Origin of the sequence: Streptomyces sp. NPDC048523 (assembly GCF_043199815.1) — a bacterium.
Classification (GTDB): Bacteria; Actinomycetota; Actinomycetes; order Streptomycetales; family Streptomycetaceae; genus Streptomyces.
This window is the reverse complement of sequence record NZ_JBICWQ010000002.1, coordinates 1,437,041-1,454,185: the sequence shown is the minus strand read 5'-3', so window position 1 is coordinate 1,454,185 and position 17,145 is coordinate 1,437,041. Positions and strand designations below refer to the sequence as shown.

At 69.6% G+C, this 17,145-nt stretch carries 12 protein-coding genes; 6 read left to right on the top strand and 6 right to left on the bottom strand.

All coding sequences use genetic code 11. The annotated features are described in order from the left end of the window. The first annotated feature begins 1 nt into the window (after nt 1). Complete coding sequence (locus ACGFWE_RS15670) at nt 2–748, top strand: response regulator transcription factor (protein WP_352391095.1); 747 nt, start codon at nt 2–4, stop codon at nt 746–748. Here ACGFWE_RS15670 and ACGFWE_RS15665 read toward each other — a convergent pair. Beyond that, entirely contained in the window at nt 734–1,927 is a 1,194-nt protein-coding gene (locus tag ACGFWE_RS15665) for a DNA glycosylase AlkZ-like family protein (RefSeq protein ID WP_352391096.1), read from the bottom strand. The genes ACGFWE_RS15670 and ACGFWE_RS15665 overlap by 15 nt on opposite strands. Nucleotides 1,928–1,976: 49 nt before the next feature. After that, on the bottom strand, nt 1,977–2,549 hold the full coding sequence (locus tag ACGFWE_RS15660) for a GNAT family N-acetyltransferase (RefSeq protein ID WP_352391097.1): 573 nt from the start codon (nt 2,547–2,549) through the stop codon (nt 1,977–1,979). A gap of 270 nt (nt 2,550–2,819) precedes the next feature. Between ACGFWE_RS15660 and secA the strand changes: the two genes are divergently transcribed. Continuing rightward, a complete protein-coding gene (gene secA / locus ACGFWE_RS15655; protein ID WP_352391098.1) occupies nt 2,820–5,660 on the top strand; it encodes a preprotein translocase subunit SecA in 2,841 nt (946 codons plus the stop codon). Between the two features lie 83 nt (nt 5,661–5,743). Here the strand turns inward: secA and ACGFWE_RS15650 are convergent, their stop codons facing one another. Continuing rightward, nucleotides 5,744–6,748, bottom strand: a complete 1,005-nt coding sequence (locus ACGFWE_RS15650; protein WP_393600176.1) for an Rv3235 family protein — start codon at nt 6,746–6,748, stop codon at nt 5,744–5,746. A gap of 307 nt (nt 6,749–7,055) precedes the next feature. Here ACGFWE_RS15650 and ACGFWE_RS15645 point away from each other — a divergent pair, with 307 nt between their 5' ends. Together ACGFWE_RS15645 and ACGFWE_RS15640 are read left to right on the top strand one after the other, a co-directional pair. Then, a complete protein-coding gene (locus ACGFWE_RS15645) occupies nt 7,056–7,571 on the top strand; it encodes a DUF6912 family protein (protein ID WP_393600175.1) in 516 nt (171 codons plus the stop codon). An 88-nt stretch (nt 7,572–7,659) separates the two neighbouring features. Then, nucleotides 7,660–8,325 carry an HAD hydrolase-like protein gene (locus ACGFWE_RS15640; RefSeq protein WP_352391101.1) on the top strand — a complete coding sequence of 222 codons (666 nt, stop codon included), beginning with the start codon at nt 7,660–7,662 and terminating at the stop codon, nt 8,323–8,325. A gap of 68 nt (nt 8,326–8,393) precedes the next feature. Here ACGFWE_RS15640 and ACGFWE_RS15635 read toward each other — a convergent pair whose 3' ends face one another. Then, on the bottom strand, nt 8,394–8,960 hold the full coding sequence (locus tag ACGFWE_RS15635; protein WP_352391102.1) for a DJ-1/PfpI family protein: 567 nt from the start codon (nt 8,958–8,960) through the stop codon (nt 8,394–8,396). 515 nt (nt 8,961–9,475) lie between these two features. Here ACGFWE_RS15635 and ACGFWE_RS15630 point away from each other — a divergent pair. Continuing rightward, on the top strand, nt 9,476–14,428 hold the full coding sequence (locus ACGFWE_RS15630) for an NAD-glutamate dehydrogenase (protein ID WP_393600174.1): 4,953 nt from the start codon (nt 9,476–9,478) through the stop codon (nt 14,426–14,428). A 74-nt stretch (nt 14,429–14,502) separates the two neighbouring features. Here the strand turns inward: ACGFWE_RS15630 and ACGFWE_RS15625 are convergent, their stop codons facing one another. Together ACGFWE_RS15625 and ACGFWE_RS15620 are read right to left on the bottom strand one after the other, a co-directional pair. Beyond that, nucleotides 14,503–15,324, bottom strand: a complete 822-nt coding sequence (locus ACGFWE_RS15625; RefSeq protein WP_352391199.1) for an ABC transporter ATP-binding protein — start codon at nt 15,322–15,324, stop codon at nt 14,503–14,505. Between the two features lies 1 nt (nt 15,325). Then, the gene (locus ACGFWE_RS15620; RefSeq protein WP_352391104.1) at nt 15,326–16,243 is read right to left on the bottom strand and encodes an ABC transporter permease; all 918 of its coding nucleotides are present in this window, start codon (nt 16,241–16,243) and stop codon (nt 15,326–15,328) included. A gap of 209 nt (nt 16,244–16,452) precedes the next feature. On the opposite strand from ACGFWE_RS15620, the gene ACGFWE_RS15615 reads away from it, so the two are divergent. After that, nucleotides 16,453–17,091, top strand: coding sequence for a TetR/AcrR family transcriptional regulator (locus tag ACGFWE_RS15615; RefSeq protein WP_352391105.1), 639 nt, complete (start codon nt 16,453–16,455; stop codon nt 17,089–17,091). Nucleotides 17,092–17,145 lie beyond the last annotated feature (54 nt).

The window sequence follows — 17,145 nt, the reverse complement described above, 5'->3', positions numbered from 1 at the left end:
GATGGCGGACAGCTTCGGACCGTTGCACGGCCAGGACGCCGGCGACGGCGCCGTCGGCATGAGCGCGGACACGGGCTCTCCACGCAAGGAGCCGATCAGGGTCCTTGTCGTGGACGACCACGCACTCTTCCGGCGCGGACTGGAGATCGTGCTCGCGGCCGAGGAGGACATCCAGGTCGTGGGCGAGGCGGGCGACGGCGCCGAGGCCGTCGACAAGGCCGCCGACCTGCTGCCCGACATCATTCTGATGGACGTGCGGATGCCCAAGCGGGGCGGTATCGAGGCCTGCACCTCCATCAAGGAAGTGGCACCCAGCGCCAAGATCATCATGTTGACGATCAGCGATGAGGAAGCCGACCTCTACGACGCGATCAAGGCGGGCGCGACCGGATATCTCCTCAAGGAGATCTCGACGGACGAGGTGGCCACCGCCATTCGCGCCGTGGCCGACGGGCAGTCGCAGATCAGCCCTTCCATGGCGTCGAAGCTGCTCACCGAGTTCAAGTCGATGATCCAGCGGACGGATGAGCGCCGTCTCGTGCCGGCCCCGCGACTGACCGACCGTGAGCTGGAAGTCCTCAAGCTCGTCGCCACCGGGATGAACAACCGCGATATCGCGAAGGAGTTGTTCATCTCCGAGAACACCGTGAAGAACCATGTGCGCAACATCCTGGAGAAGCTGCAACTGCACTCCAGGATGGAGGCCGTGGTCTACGCGATGCGGGAGAAGATCCTAGAGATCCGCTAGTGCCCTTACGAGCGGCTCGCGCAGATCCGGCGCGTCCACCCGCTCGACGCGGATGTCCGTGCAGTCCACCCAGCTCGCCGCCTCGGCCAGGGCCTGGGCCACCGCCGGGACCGCCTTCGGGCCGTCCACCGTGACCTGCCTGGCCACCAGCGTGCTCCCCTCCCGGGCCGGGTCCACGCGGCCGACGAGACGGCCACCGGCCAGCACCGGCATCGCGAAATAGCCGTAGACCCGCTTGGGCTTGGGGACGTAGGCCTCCAGGCGGTGGGTGAAGCCGAAGATCCGCTCCGTACGCGCCCGTTCCCAGATCAGGGAGTCGAACGGGGACAGCAAAGTGGTGCGGTGGCGGCCGCGCGGGGGTGTCTGCAGGGCCGCGGGATCGGCCCAGGCAGGCTTGCCCCAGCCCTCGACCGTCACCGGCACCAGGCCCGAGTCGGCGATCACCGCGTCCACCTGTTCGCCCTTGAGGCGGTGGTAGTCGGCGATGTCCGCGCGGGTGCCGACGCCCAGCGACTGGCCGGCGAGACGGACCAGGCGGCGCAGGCACTCGGTGTCGTCCAGCTCGTCGTGGAGCAGGTCGGCGGGGACGGCGCGCTCGGCGAGGTCGTACACACGCTTCCAGCCGCGGCGCTCCACGCAGACCACCTCGCCGTACATCAGGGCGCGCTCGACGGCGACCTTGGTGCCGGACCAGTCCCACCACTCGCTGGTCTTCTTCGCGCCGCCCAACTCGGTGGCGGTGAGGGGGCCTTCGGTGCGCAGCTGCTTGATGACCTGGTCGTAGGTGCCGTCCGGGAGCTGGTGGTTCCAGTGCGGGCGGCTGCGGTAGGCGCGGCGGCGGAAGGCGAAGTGGGGCCATTCCTCGATGGGGAGGATGCACGCCGCGTGCGACCAGTACTCAAAAGCATGAGGCCGGGCCGGAGACGTGCCGAGGGGAGCAGTCGTCCAGTAGGCGCTCTCCACCGTCCTGCGGCCCACCGCGCCGAGACGGGCGTACGGGATCAGCTCGTGGGAGCGGGCGAGGACCGAGATGGTGTCGAGCTGGACCGCACCGAGGTGACGGAGGACGCCGCGGACTCCGGCCCGGCGGTCGGGGGTGCCGAGGAAACCCTGTGCCCGCAGGGCGATGCGGCGGGCCTCGTCGGCCGAGAGGTCGGTGGTGGGAGGCGGGGTCGTCATGGGTCCGAAGATAGGGCCCGGCACTGACAATGGGAGGTGATCTGCGGATCTACCCGGGCGCGGGGAGGTACTGCACCGTCGACGGCAGGCCCAGGTCCGAGGGCAGCAGCGCGCCCACCCAGCAGTCCCGGCGCACGCCCTGGTGGGCCAGGGCCGAGCGCAGTACGCCCTCGATGACGAAACCGGCCCGCTCCGCCACCGCGCGGGAGGGCTCGTTGCCCACTTCCGCGCGCCACTCCACGCGGTCGACCGCCAGCTCGGTGAAGGCCCAACGCGAGGCGGCGAGGACGGCCTCGGTGACGTAGCCGTTGCCGCGGTGTTCCTTGGTGGCCCAGTAGCCGATCTCGGCCGTGCCGGGCGAGCGCATGGTCAGACCCAGCATGCCCACCAAGTCCTCCCCTTCGGGGAGGAAGAGGCCCCAGGTGAACATGGTGTCGTTCGCCCAGCCCGTCGGGGCCAGCTGCTCCGTGAAGCTCTGGGCGTGCTCCACCAGGTAGGGCGAGGGGATCGTGGTCCAGCGCAGGATGTCGGGGTCCTGCGCGGCCACGAGGACGGCCTCGGTGTCCTGCGGGCCGGGCGGGCGCAGCACGAGACGGTCCGTGGTCAGCGTGACGGGTTCCATCGGCCGATTCTGCTCAAGTGCCAGGTGATGGCGCCACCGCTTTGCGGTGCGTGAGCGGGTGATCACAATTCGCGCAATTCGTGAGCGGGGCGCGGCACCATCGACCCGGCCCGTCCGTTGTCCCCTTTGAAGCAGATTTGAAAGAGCTGACAGTCGGCCTACACGGCAGGCCTCCCGACGCGGCGGGGTCCTCGCATACGATGGCCGTTGCTCAGTAAGTGAAATGGAAACCGACCGTCCCAGGCCCGACCGGCAAGGAGACCAACCCCCGTGTCCGTCCTCTCGAAGATCATGCGTGCAGGCGAAGGCAAGATCCTGCGCAAGCTGCACCGCATCGCGGACCAGGTCAACTCCATCGAAGAGGACTTCATCGACCTCTCCGACGCCGAGCTGCGGGCCCTCACCGAGGAGTACAAGCAGCGGTACGCCGACGGTGAGAGCCTGGACGACCTGCTCCCCGAGGCGTTCGCCACCGTGCGCGAGGCCGCCAAGCGCGCGCTGGGCCAGCGCCACTACGACGTGCAGATCATGGGCGGCGCCGCCCTCCACCTCGGCTATGTGGCCGAGATGAAGACCGGTGAGGGCAAGACGCTCGTCGGCACCCTGCCCGCGTACCTGAACGCGCTGTCCGGCAAGGGCGTCCACCTGATCACGGTCAACGACTACCTGGCCGAGCGCGACTCCGAGATGATGGGCCGCGTCCACAAGTTCCTGGGTCTGAGCGTCGGTTGCATCCTTGCCAACATGACACCGGCCCAGCGCCGCGAGCAGTACGCGTGTGACATCACGTACGGCACGAACAACGAGTTCGGCTTCGACTACCTGCGCGACAACATGGCGTGGGCCAAGGACGAACTCGTCCAGCGGGGCCACAACTTCGCCATCGTCGACGAGGTCGACTCCATCCTGGTCGACGAGGCCCGTACGCCGCTGATCATCTCCGGTCCGGCCGACCAGGCGACCAAGTGGTACGGCGACTTCGCCAAGCTGGTCACCCGCCTGAAGAAGGGCGAGGCCGGCAACCCGCTCAAGGGCATCGAGGAGACCGGCGACTACGAGGTCGACGAGAAGAAGCGCACGGTGGCGATCCACGAGTCCGGTGTCGCCAAGGTCGAGGACTGGCTGGGCATCGACAACCTCTACGAGTCGGTGAACACCCCTCTGGTGGGCTACCTGAACAACGCCATCAAGGCGAAGGAGCTCTTCAAGAAGGACAAGGACTACGTCGTCATGGACGGCGAAGTCATGATCGTCGACGAGCACACCGGCCGTATCCTCGCGGGCCGCCGTTACAACGAGGGCATGCACCAGGCGATCGAGGCGAAGGAAGGGGTGGACATCAAGGACGAGAACCAGACCCTCGCCACGATCACCCTTCAGAACTTCTTCCGCCTCTACAAGCGCCACGATCACAACGGCAAGGAACAGCCGGGCCTCTGCGGCATGACCGGTACGGCGATGACCGAGGCCGCCGAGTTCCACCAGATCTACAAGCTCGGTGTCGTCCCGATCCCGACCAACCGGCCCATGGTCCGCAAGGACCAGTCGGACCTGATCTACCGCACCGAGGTCGCGAAGTTCGAGGCGGTCGTCGACGACATCGTCGAGAAGCACGAGAAGGGCCAGCCGATCCTCGTCGGTACGACGTCGGTCGAGAAGTCCGAGTACCTCTCGCAGCAGCTCAGCAAGCGCGGCGTCCAGCACGAGGTGCTGAACGCCAAGCAGCACGACCGAGAGGCGACGATCGTCGCCCAGGCCGGCCGCAAGGGCGCCGTCACCGTCGCCACCAACATGGCCGGCCGTGGTACCGACATCAAGCTCGGCGGCAACCCCGAGGACCTCGCCGAGGCGGAGCTGCGCCAGCGCGGCCTCGACCCCGAGGAGCACATCGAGGAGTGGGCCGCCGCTCTGCCGGCCGCCCTGGAGAAGGCTGAGAAGGCGGTCAAGGCGGAGTTCGAGGAGGTCAAGGAGCTCGGCGGCCTCTACGTCCTCGGTACCGAGCGGCACGAGTCGCGCCGTATCGACAACCAGCTGCGCGGTCGTTCCGGCCGTCAGGGCGACCCCGGTGAGTCCCGCTTCTACCTCTCCCTCGGCGACGACCTGATGCGGCTGTTCAAGGCCCAGATGGTCGAGCGCGTGATGTCGATGGCGAACGTCCCGGACGATGTCCCGATCGAGAACAAGATGGTCACGCGCGCGATCGCGTCCGCGCAGTCGCAGGTCGAGCAGCAGAACTTCGAGACCCGTAAGAACGTCCTGAAGTACGACGAGGTCCTCAACCGCCAGCGCGAGGTCATCTACGGCGAGCGGCGCCGCGTCCTGGAGGGCGAGGACCTGCAGGAGCAGGTCGTGCACTTCATGGACGACACGATCGACGCGTACGTCGCGGCGGAGACCGCCGAGGGCTTCGCGGAGGACTGGGACCTCGACCGGCTGTGGGGCGCGTTCAAGCAGCTCTACCCGGTGAGGATCACCGTCGAGGAGCTGGAGGAGGCGGCCGGTGACCGCGCGGGTCTGACCGCCGAGTACATCGCCGAGTCCATCAAGGACGACATCCACGAGCAGTACGAGGCGCGCGAGGCGCAGCTCGGCTCCGAGATCATGCGTGAGCTGGAGCGCCGGGTCGTGCTGTCGGTCCTGGACCGCAAGTGGCGCGAGCACCTCTACGAGATGGACTACCTCCAGGAGGGCATCGGCCTGCGCGCGATGGCCCAGAAGGACCCGCTGGTCGAGTACCAGCGCGAGGGCTTCGACATGTTCACCGCCATGATGGACGGCATCAAGGAGGAGTCCGTCGGCTACCTGTTCAACCTGGAGGTCCAGGTCGAGCAGCAGGTCGAGGAGGTTCCGGTGGAGGACGAGACGCCGTCCCTCGCGAAGCAGGACTCCGTTCCGGCGCAGGCCGGCTCGCGTCCCGAGATCCGCGCGAAGGGACTCGACGCCCCGCAGCGCCGGGACCTGCACTTCTCCGCGCCGACCGTGGACGGCGAGGGTGGTGTCATCGAGGGCGAGTTCGCCGACGACGACGAGCCCGTGCGCTCCGAGGCCGACGGCCTCACGCGCGCGGAGCGGCGCAAGCAGTCCCGTGGTCGGGGGCGGCGCAAGAAGTAGTCGTCCTGTGGTGGGAAGGGCCGGTCACCTGGGGGTGGCCGGCCCTTCCGCGTGTGAGGGACTCGGGGGCTGCTCCGGGCCTGTCAGTCGCCGTCCGGTCGGGGAGCCCGGGGGCCGCCCAGTTCGACCGCGGTGCAGCGCCAGCGGAGGTCCTGGCCCTGTTCCAGACGGAAGGCCATGGCCCGCAGCTGGTCACCGGCGCCGATACGGGCGAAGGCCTCCACCGCGCCCTCACGGGGGACGTAGTAGCCGATGTCCCGGACGACGGGGCGGGTGCCGCGGGCGCGCAGGGGGCCGCGCTCGGCGAGCCGGGCGAGCTCGTCGTAGGCGCGGCCTGCGGTGTGCCGGAGCATCGAGTGGACCGGGCGCTGGCCGCTCAGAACGGCGAGGAGGAGGTCGGCGAAGAGGTCGGTGGGGCGGGGCTGGGGGACCACGGGACGCCGCGGGGTCCGGGCCGGGACGGTCGCCGGGTTGGCCGCGGAGGTGGGCTGCGACGGGGTGGCTGTGCCGCGGACCGAGGTGCTGGCTGAGGTGCCTGAGGCGGGGGCGCGGAGGGTGGCGGTGGTGGTGGCGTGCGTCGCGGTGGGGATGCTGCTCGTGCCGGCCGTGGTCCTGCGTCGTACGGCTCCTGGGGTCGTCGAGTCGGCGACGGTGCTGCGCGTGCCGACGGTCGTTGAGCCGGCCGTAGCGCTGCGTCGCGCGGTTCCCGGGGGCGTCGGAGCGGCGGCGCTGCTACGGGTGCCAGAGGTCGTCGTGTCGGCCCTGGTGCCGCGCATGCCGGTGGTCGTCGGACCGGTGGTGGTGTCGCACGTGCCGGCTGTCGTGGAGGCGGCCGTAGGGCCGCGTCGTGCGGTGCCGGTCGGCGTCTCGTTCGGAACCGGGGTGCCCTGCGGGCGGCTGTCCGCGGGGCCCGTGCGGGCGCGGGGGCCGTTGCCGGGGGAGCTCGGTGGGCGGCCGTCGCCCGGCGCCGTGCGGGGCGTGCTGCCGCCGGGTGTGCGGGGTGGCGTGCCGCCCGGGCGGCGGGAGTCGCGGCGGGCCGGCGGGCGGCTGCCGGGGTGGTGCTGGGCCCTGGTCATGACCTTGTTCATGGGATCCCCGTTTCAGCGGGCCCGGAAAGTACCGGGCGGTAACTTCTGGTGGGGATCTTGTACGGGGCCGTGGACCGCGGCCGCAAGGAAGCCGCGGGCCGGGTCGCGCGGCCGGAATGTTCACCTATCAGGGTGAGAGGAGAGGGGAAAAGCCCCTGAACTCGGGGGTGAGGCGGGTGAATTCCGGGCCCGGGGTGGACGCCTGCCGAGGTCTGGGCAGGGACTCGAAAGGGGACGCCCGCACGTATCCTGAAGGCCTTAGCGGAGCCCCTCCGATGACGTTCTCCGACCACGAAAGCGGCCAGCCATGCGCGTCTACGTCCCCCTGACCCTCTCCGGTCTCGCCGAGGCGTACAAGACGGGTGAGCTGGGGGCCGGACCGCTCCTCGCCTACGCCGTCACCCCCGCCCTGCGCGAGTGGTACCTCTCCGACGACATCGAGGAGCTGGAGTACGCGGCGCTGAACCGGGCCGCGCTGGCCTCCCTGCGGCTGCTCGCCGCGGACGCCGGGGCCGTGCGGCGCCGGGTCGTGGTGGCCGTCGACGTGGCCGACGGGGCGGCGGTCGCCGATCCCGACCGGGCACTGGATCCCGCGGCCCTCGGTGAGGTGCGGGTCGCCGGGACGGTGAAGCTGGCCAAGGCGGCCGCGGTACACGTCGACTCGGACGACGCGGTGCAGGACGTCACCGCCGCCGCGGACGCGCTGGAGGCGGCGGACGCCGGTGACGACGACGCGCAGTTCGTCGTGGACGGGGCCGAGGACCACGAGCTGCTGTGGTACGCGACGCAGGAGGTCCCGAACCTGGTGGGGCTGGGCGGCTGAGCCCGGTCTCGGCCCTGCCGGGTCGTGGCTTTACCCGTTTTGACCTGCTGATCTCTTGATTGTCAGTGGGGGCGGGTACGTTTTTGGCATGGGGAAGCTGACAGGGGCGCACATCGTCTGGGACTGGAACGGCACGCTGTTCCACGACAACGACGCGATCATCGGGGCGACGAACGCGGCGTTCGGCGAGTTGGGGCTCGCGCCGATCACGATGGAGCAGTACCGGGCGCTGTACTGCGTGCCGGTGCCGAAGTTCTACGAGCGGCTGCTCGGCCGGCTGCCCACGGACGCGGAGTGGGAGCTCATGGACGAGACCTTCCACCGGTACTACGCGGAGCACCGGGTGGGGTGCGGGCTCACCGACGGGGCGGTGGAGCTGCTGACGGGGTGGCGGTCGGCCGGGCGCAGCCAGTCGATCCTCAGCATGTACGTGCACGACGAGCTGGTGCCGTTGGTGCGCGGGTTCGGGATCGAGGCGCACTTCCTGCGGGTGGACGGGCGGACGGGACCGTCCGGGGGGAGCAAGGCGGAGCATATGGAGCGGCATCTCGCCGCGCTGGTGGGAGTGGAGGCGGCTCGGACCGTAGTGATCGGGGACGCCGCGGACGACGCGGTGGCCGCGATGCGGGTGGGGGCGAGGGCTGTGCTGTACACCGGGGGGTCGCACAGCCGGGCCAGTCTCGAGGGCGTGGGGGTGCCTGTCGTGGACACCCTGGCGGAGGCGGTCGCGGAGGCTGAGCGAATAGCGGCGTGACGGTCCGCGTCAGTTCCGCGACCACGGTGGCATGCGGCACCCCGTCGGTCAGGTCGGCACCCCGTCGGTCAGGTCACCGGCGCCTTCGCCCTGAGCACCGTCAAGAACTCCCGCATCCAGGCCGAGTGGTCCGGCCAGGCGCGGGAGGAGACCAGGGTGCCGTCGACCACCACCTCGGCGTCCTGGAAAGCCGCGCCGGCGGACTGCATGTCGGGTTCCAGAGCCGGATAGGCCGTGACGCGGCGGCCGCGCAGGCCGTCGATCGCGGCGGTGAGCAGCGGACCGTGGCAGATCTGGGCGACCGGCTTGTCCGCGTCGAAGAAGGACTTGAGGATCTTGCGGAGCTCGGGGTCGTTGCGCAGATACTCGGGGGCGCGGCCGCCGGGGATGACGAGAGCGGCGTACTGACCGGCGTCGACCTCCGCGAAGGACAGGTCGGCGGGCCAGGTGTAGCCGGGCTTCTCGGTGTAGGTGTCGAAGCCGGGTTCGAAGTCGTGGACGACGAAGCGGAGCGTCTTGCGGGTGGGGGCCGCGACATGGACGTCGTAGCCCTCCTCGCGCAGGCGCTGGTAGGGGTACAGGACCTCCAGTGACTCTGCTGCGTCACCGGTGACGATGAGGATTTTTGCGGTCATGTCGGCAAAGTGCACCGGCAGGGCGTGCTTGCCAAGAGGGCGCGCGAAGGGGAAGGGAGAAGATCATGGCCTGGAGGCGACGTGGGCACTGTGCAGAGTGTCAAAGTTCCACCCCCGCTTTTGTACACATACGGCTCATGACGGCCCCCCTGTGGGGAGCGATAGCCTAGGTGGCGTGATCAGCGCGATAGTTCGCGGGGGCGCTGTGGCCCCCGCCCCGCGCCCGGCGTGCACGGAACACCTCCGTGGCCGGGCGGCGGCCGCTGATCCTCGCGGGCGGGACGGGGCCGTAGGGGCCCTCATGACGCCGAGTACACCCTCGTCACCGGCGCGGCAGAGAGCAGCGTCACACCTGGCGGGCGTGTCGACAATGGCCGATATACCCCCGCTCATCTCACCGTGCGGCATAGCGTCGGAGCAGACCGGAGACCCCGGGCCGTGGCGTCGAGCCGCAGGGGAAGAGACCGTACTTCCTTCTACGTCACGCAACGGCGCGCGACAGGAGTCAGAGGACAATGCAGACCAAGCTGGACGAAGCCAAGGCCGAGCTGCTCGAGAGGGCCGCACGGGTAGCTGAGAACAGCCCGGCCGGGGGGCACCTACCGACTGGGACGACGGACGACGACACCTCCCGCACCCCGGACACCCCGGACAGCGAGACAGTGCTCGCGTTCCTCCAGCGCTACTACCTGCACACGGCACCGGAAGACCTCGCCGACCGCGACCCGGTCGACGTCTACGGAGCCGCTCTCTCCCACTTCCGGTTGGGCGAGACGCGTCCGCAGGGCACGGCCAACGTGCGGGTGCACACGCCCACGGTGGAGGAGAACGGCTGGACGTGCACCCACACGGTCGTCGAAGTCGTCACCGACGACATGCCCTTCCTCGTCGACTCCGTCACCAATGAGCTGACCCGGCAGGGGCGCGGCATCCATGTCGTCATCCACCCCCAGGTCGTCGTCCGCCGCGACCTCACCGGCAAGCTGATCGAGATCCTCACCGCCCCGCCCGCCGCCGCTGACCTCCCGCACGACGCGCACACCGAGTCCTGGATCCACGTCGAGATCGACCGCGAGACCGACCGCGGCGACCTGAAGCAGATCACCGCCGACCTGCTCCGTGTCCTGTCCGACGTCCGGGAGGCCGTCGAGGACTGGGAGAAGATGCGGGACACGGCCCTGCGCATGGCCGACGAACTGCCCGCCGAGCCCGTCGCCACCGATCTGCGCGGCATGGAGATCGACGAGGCCCGCGAGCTGCTGCGCTGGCTGGCCGACGACCACTTCACCTTCCTCGGCTACCGCGAGTACCAGCTCAGGCCGGACGACTCCCTCGCGGCCGTGCCCGGTACCGGCCTCGGCATCCTGCGTTCCGACCCGCACCACGCCGGCGAGGAGGGCCACCCGGTCAGCCCGTCCTTCGAGCGGCTGCCCGCCGACGCCCGCGCGAAGGCGCGTGAGCACAAGCTGCTGGTGCTGACCAAGGCGAACAGCCGGGCGACGGTGCACAGGCCGTCGTACCTCGACTACATCGGGGTCAAGAAGTTCGACGCGGACGGCAACGTCGTCGGCGAGCGGCGATTCCTCGGGCTGTTCTCCTCCGCCGCCTACACCGAGTCGGTGCGCCGGGTTCCGGTCATTCGGCGCAAGGTGGACGAGGTGCTCGAAAGGGCCGGTTTCTCGCCCAACAGCCACGACGGCCGCGACCTGCTCCAGATCCTGGAGACCTACCCGCGCGACGAGCTCTTCCAGACCCCGGCCGACGAGCTGGAGTCCATCGCCACCTCCGTCCTGTACCTCCAGGAGCGGCGGCGGCTGCGCCTGTACCTGCGCCAGGACGAGTACGGCCGCTACTACTCGGCCCTCGTCTACCTGCCCCGCGACCGCTACACCACCGGCGTTCGCCTGAGGATCATCGACATCCTGAAGGAGGAACTCGGCGGCATCAGCGTCGATTTCACCGCCTGGAACACCGAGTCGATCCTGTCCCGGCTGCACTTCGTGGTCCGTGTGCCGCAGGGCACCGAGCTGCCGCAGCTCAGCGACAGCGACAAGGAGCGCATCGAGGCCCGCCTGGTCGAGGCCGCCCGCTCCTGGGCCGACGGTTTCGCCGAGGCGCTCAACGCCGAGCTCGGCGAGGAGCGCGCCGCCGACCTCTCGCGCCGCTACGGCAACGCCTTCCCCGAGGGCTACAAGGCCGACCACACCCCGCGCTCCGCGGTAGCCGACCTCGTCCACATCGAGCGGCTCGGCGAGGAGAACGACTTCGCGCTGAGCCTGTACGAGCCGGTGGGCGCCGCCCCCGAGGAGCGCCGCTTCAAGATCTACCGCAAGGGTGACGCCATCTCCCTGTCCGCCGTGCTGCCGGTCCTCAGCCGGCTCGGCGTCGAGGTGACGGACGAGCGGCCCTACGAACTGCGCTGCTCCGACCGCAGCATCGCCTGGATCTACGACTTCGGCCTGCGCATGCCCAAGTCGCAGAACGGCGGCGGCGACTACCTCGGCGACGACGGCCGCGAGCGCTTCCAGGAGGCCTTCGCCGCCACCTGGACCGGCAAGGCGGAGAACGACGGCTTCAACGCCCTGGTGCTGAGCGCCGGCCTGGGCTGGCGTCAGGCGATGGTGCTGCGGGCGTACGCCAAGTACCTGCGCCAGGCGGGCTCGACGTTCAGCCAGGACTACATGGAGGACACCCTCCGCAACAACGTCCACACCACCCGGCTGCTCGTCTCCCTGTTCGAGGCGCGGATGTCGCCGGACCGCCAGCGCGCCGGCCACGAACTCGTGGACGCCCTCCTGGAGGAGCTCGACGCGGCCCTCGACCAGGTGGCCTCGCTCGACGAGGACAGGATCCTGCGCTCCTTCCTGACCGTCATCAAGGCGACCCTGCGCACCAACTTCTTCCAGGAGGCCGCGGGCGGCAAGCCGCACGACTACGTCTCCATGAAGTTCGACCCGCAGGCCATCCCCGACCTCCCGGCCCCGCGCCCGGCGTTCGAGATCTGGGTGTACTCGCCGCGCGTCGAAGGCGTGCACCTGCGCTTCGGCAAGGTCGCGCGCGGCGGTCTGCGCTGGTCCGACCGGCGTGAGGACTTCCGCACCGAGATCCTCGGCCTGGTCAAGGCGCAGATGGTGAAGAACACCGTCATCGTGCCGGTCGGCGCCAAGGGCGGCTTCGTCGCCAAGCAGTTGCCCGACCCGTCCGTCGACCGGGACGCGTGGCTGGCCGAGGGCATCGCCAGCTACAAGATGTTCATCTCGGCGCTGCTCGACATCACCGACAACATGGTGGCCGGCGAAGTCGTTCCCCCGGCGGACGTCGTGCGGCACGACGAGGACGACACCTACCTGGTCGTCGCCGCCGACAAGGGCACCGCGACCTTCTCCGACATCGCCAACGGGGTCGCGGAGTCGTACAACTTCTGGCTCGGTGACGCCTTCGCCTCCGGCGGCTCGGCCGGTTACGACCACAAGGGCATGGGCATCACCGCCCGCGGCGCCTGGGAGTCCGTCAAGCGGCACTTCCGCGAACTGGCCCTCGACACCCAGTCCGAGGACTTCACGGTGGTCGGCATCGGCGACATGTCCGGTGACGTGTTCGGCAACGGCATGCTGCTGTCCGAGCACATCCGCCTGGTCGCCGCCTTCGACCACCGGCACATCTTCATCGACCCGAAGCCGGACGCGGCCACCTCCTACGCCGAGCGCCGCCGCATCTTCGAACTCCCGCGCTCCAGCTGGGCCGACTACAACACCGAGCTGATCTCCGCGGGCGGCGGCATCTTCCCCCGCACCGCCAAGTCCATCCCGGTCAACGCCCACGTCCGCGAGGCCCTCGGCATCGAGGACAAGGTCGCCAAGATGACCCCGGCCGACCTGATGAAGGCGATCCTCAAGGCGCCGGTGGACCTGCTGTGGAACGGCGGCATCGGCACGTACGTGAAGGCCTCCACCGAGACCCACGCGGACGTCGGCGACAAGGCCAACGACCCGATCCGCGTCGACGGCGCCGACCTGCGCGTGCGGGTCGTCGGCGAGGGCGGCAACCTGGGTCTGACCCAGCTCGGCCGGATCGAGTTCGCACTGCACGGCGGCAAGATCAACACCGACGCCATCGACAACAGCGCGGGCGTGGACACCTCCGACCACGAGGTGAACATCAAGATCCTGCTCAACGGCCTGGTCGCCGAGGGCGACATGACGGTCAAACAGCGCAACAAGCTGCTCGCCGAGATGACCGACGAGGTCGGCCGCCTGGTCCTGCGCAACAACTACGCGCAGAACACCGCCATCGCCAACGCGCTCGCCCAGTCCAAGGACATGCTCCACGCCCAGCAGCGCTTCATGCGCCACCTGGTGCGCGAGGGCCACCTCGACCGGGCCCTGGAGTTCCTGCCCACCGACCGCCAGATCCGCGAACGCCTCGGCGCCGCACAGGGCCTGACCAGCCCGGAGACGGCCGTCCTGCTGGCGTACACGAAGATCACGGTCGCCGAGGAACTGCTGCACACCTCGCTGCCGGACGACCCCTATCTGCACGGCCTGCTGCACACGTACTTCCCGGCCGCGCTGCGCGAGAAGTTCCCCGAGCACATCGACAACCACCCGCTGCACCGCGAGATCACCACGACCGTCCTGGTCAACGACACGGTCAACACGGGCGGTACGACGTATCTGCACCGCCTGCGCGAGGAGACCGGCGCCTCGCTGGAGGAGATCGTCCGGGCGCAGACCGTGGCCCGCGCGATCTTCCGCTCCGGCGTGGTGTGGGACGGGGTCGAGGCGCTCGACAACCAGGTCGAGGCCGCCGTACAGACCCGGATCCGGCTGCACTCGCGCCGGCTGGTCGAGCGCGGCACGCGCTGGCTGCTCAACAACCGGCCGCAGCCGCTCCAGCTCGCCGAGACCGTCGAGTTCTTCGGCGACCGCGTCGAACAGGTGTGGTCGCAGCTGCCGAAGCTGCTGCGGGGCGCCGACCTGGAGTGGTACCAGAAGATCTACGACGAGCTGAGCGGCGCCGGAGTCCCGGACGAACTCGCCACGCGCGTGGCCGGGTTCTCCTCGGCCTTCCCGACGCTGGACATCGTCTCGGTGGCCGACCGGATGGGCCGGGATCCGATGGACGTGGCCGAGGTGTACTACGACCTCGCCGACCGTCTCCACATCACCCAGCTCATGGACCGCATCATCGAGCTGCCCCGCGCCGACCGCTGGCAGTCCATGGCCCGCGCCTCCATCCGCGAGGACCTCTACGCGGCCCACTCGGCGCTGACGGCCGACGTCCTGGCGGTGGGCAACGGCACGTCCACTCCCGAGGAGCGCTTCAAGGCCTGGGAGGAGAAGAACGCCCCGATCCTGAGCCGGGCGCGCACCACCCTGGACGAGATCCAGAGCTCGGACGCGTTCGACCTGGCCAACCTGTCGGTGGCGATGCGCACGATGCGGACGCTGTTGCGACAGCATTCATAAGCGATACGACGACGAGGGCGCCCGGAACCGTGAGGTTCCGGGCGCCCTCGTCGTCGTGGCGGGAGAGCCGTGGGTCAGGCCGCGACCGTCTGCTGCGGCTTCGCCTTGTCCGGGCCGCCCGTGAAGTCCTCGTAGGCCGCCAGGACCTCGTCGGTGGGGCCGTCCATGCGCAGTTCGCCGCGTTCCAGCCACAGCACCCGGTCGCAGGTGTCGCGGATCGACTTGTTGCTGTGGCTGACCAGGAACACCGTGCCCGCGGTCTGGCGAAGCTCGCGGATGCGGGCCTCGGAGCGCTTCTGGAAGGAACGGTCGCCGGTGGCGAGGGCCTCGTCGATGAGGAGGACGTCGTGGTCCTTGGCGGCGGCGATGGAAAAGCGCAGACGGGCTGCCATGCCGGAGGAGTAGGTGCGCATCGGAAGGGTGATGAAGTCGCCCTTCTCGTTGATGCCGGAGAAGTCGACGATCTCCTGGTAGCGCTCCCTGACCTGCTCGCGGGACATGCCCATGGCGAGCCCGCCGAGGTGAACGTTGCGCTCGCCGGTGAGGTCGTTCATCAGGGCCGCGTTGACGCCGAGGAGGGAGGGCTGGCCGTCGGTGTGGATACGGCCGTTCTCCACCGGGAGCAGGCCCGCGACCGCCTTGAGCAGGGTCGACTTGCCGGAGCCGTTGGTGCCGATCAGCCCGATCGCCTCGCCCTTGTAGGCGACGAAGGACACGTTCTTGACGGCGTGCACCTTGCGCACGCCCGACGCCTTCTCGACCTGGCCCCGGCGCAGCATGCGGTTGAGGGCGGCGGTGGCGGAGCCCTTGCCCGCGCCGGTGCCGTTGACGCGGTAGACGATGTCGACGCCGTCGACGACGACGGTGGGGATCTTGTCGTTCTCGATGCTCTCGATGTCAGCCACGGCCGTACGTCTCCTCAGCCTTCCAGAAGTAGATGAAGCCGCCGACGCCGGCGACCAGCGCCCAGCCCACCGCGAGCGCCCACACGTGGTGCGGCAGCTGGCTCGCGTGGAAGCTGTCGATCAGGGCGTAGCGCATCAGGTCGATGTAGACGGCGGCCGGGTTGGCCTGGAGGACGGGGACCACCCAGGACGGCCAGTCGTGGTGGCCCTTCGCCAGCTTGTCGATGCTCCACATGACGCCGGAGACGTACATCCAGGTGCGCAGGACGAACGGCATCAGCTGCGCGATGTCCGGCGTCTTGGCGCCCATCCTCGCCATGATCATCGAGACGCCCGCGTTGAACGTGGACTGCAGGAGCAGCGCCGGGATCGCCAGCAGCCAGGACGCGGCGAGCGGGACACCGAAGCAGAGCAGGATCACGACCAGGGCGGCCATCGAGAAGAGCAGCTGCTGCAACTGCTGCAGGGCGAACGAGATCGGCAGCGCGGCCCGCGGGAAGTGCAGGGCGCGCACGAGGCCGAGGTTGCCGGAGATCGCGCGGGTGCCCGCCATGATCGAGCTCTGGGTGAACGTCCAGATGAACACGCCCGTGACCAGGAACGGGACATAGTCCGGCACGTTCCTCTTGGTGCCCAGCAGCACGCCGAAGATGAAGTAGTAGACCGCCGCGTTCAACAGCGGGGTCATCACCTGCCAGACCTGGCCGAGCTTGGCCTGGCTGTACTGCGCGGTGAGCTTGGCGGTCGAGAACGCGGTGATGAAGTGACGCCGTGCCCACAGCTGACGGACGTAGTCGGGCAGGGACGGACGGGCGCCGCTGACCGTGAGGCCGTACCGGGCGGCCAGGGCCGAGAGGTCGTCGCCGGCCGGGGGCGCTGTCGGGGGCGGTGTGTCGAGGACCTGGCTCACATCCGCTGCTTTCGCTCGGGGGTGGGGGTGGTGCGCGTGCGGTCGGCACGCCCGTCATTCGGCGTTTCCTTACGTGACTCTTCACGTTTTCTTACGTCGGGACGGGACCGTATCGTCGCAACGTGAGCGTAGGACGAGTGAGCGTCGGAACGCAACCGTTTCGTCGTGACGGATCGCGTCGGAACGGGACCGTTTCGTCGCTACGCCCTATGCTGTTCCGCATGACGACCAACGCCGACGCGCCGCAGACCCGTACGCGCCGCCGTGCCCCGGCAGGGGCCGCCGTCCTCCGTGAGGATGTGACGGAAGCCATTCGGGCAGCCGTCTTCGAGGAGCTCGCGGCCGCCGGATACGCGCGGATGTCGATCGAGGGCATCGCGCGCCGCGCGGGCGTCGGCAAGACCGCGGTCTACCGCCGCTGGCGTTCCAAGCAGCACCTGGTCCTCGACGTCGTGTCGGAGATCGCGGTGATGGGCCTGCCGGTGCCGGACACGGGCTCGCTGGAGGACGACCTGCGGATGCTGTACGAGGTGACGTCCAGGGCGCTGCGGCACCCGGTGGCCTCGCAGATCATCCCCGACCTCCAGGCCGAGGCGGCCCGCAACCCGGAGATCGCCGAGGCCCTGCAGAACGCGTTGCAGAAGGGGCAGGAGGGCGTCGCCAGCAAGATCGTCACGGCGGCGGAGCAGCGCGGGGAGCTCCGCAGGGGCTTCAACGACGAGCTGGCCCTCGATCTGATCTCGGGCCCGCTGTACTGGCGTTCCGTGGTGATCCGCAGCCCCAAGCTGCCGAAGGGGTACCTCGCGGCGCTGGCCAGGGTGACGACGGAGGCGCTGAAAGCGCTCTGACGCGGTGCCCGCGGAGCCGCCGCTTCTTCGCGGGCTGTGTCGTGGCGGCACCCG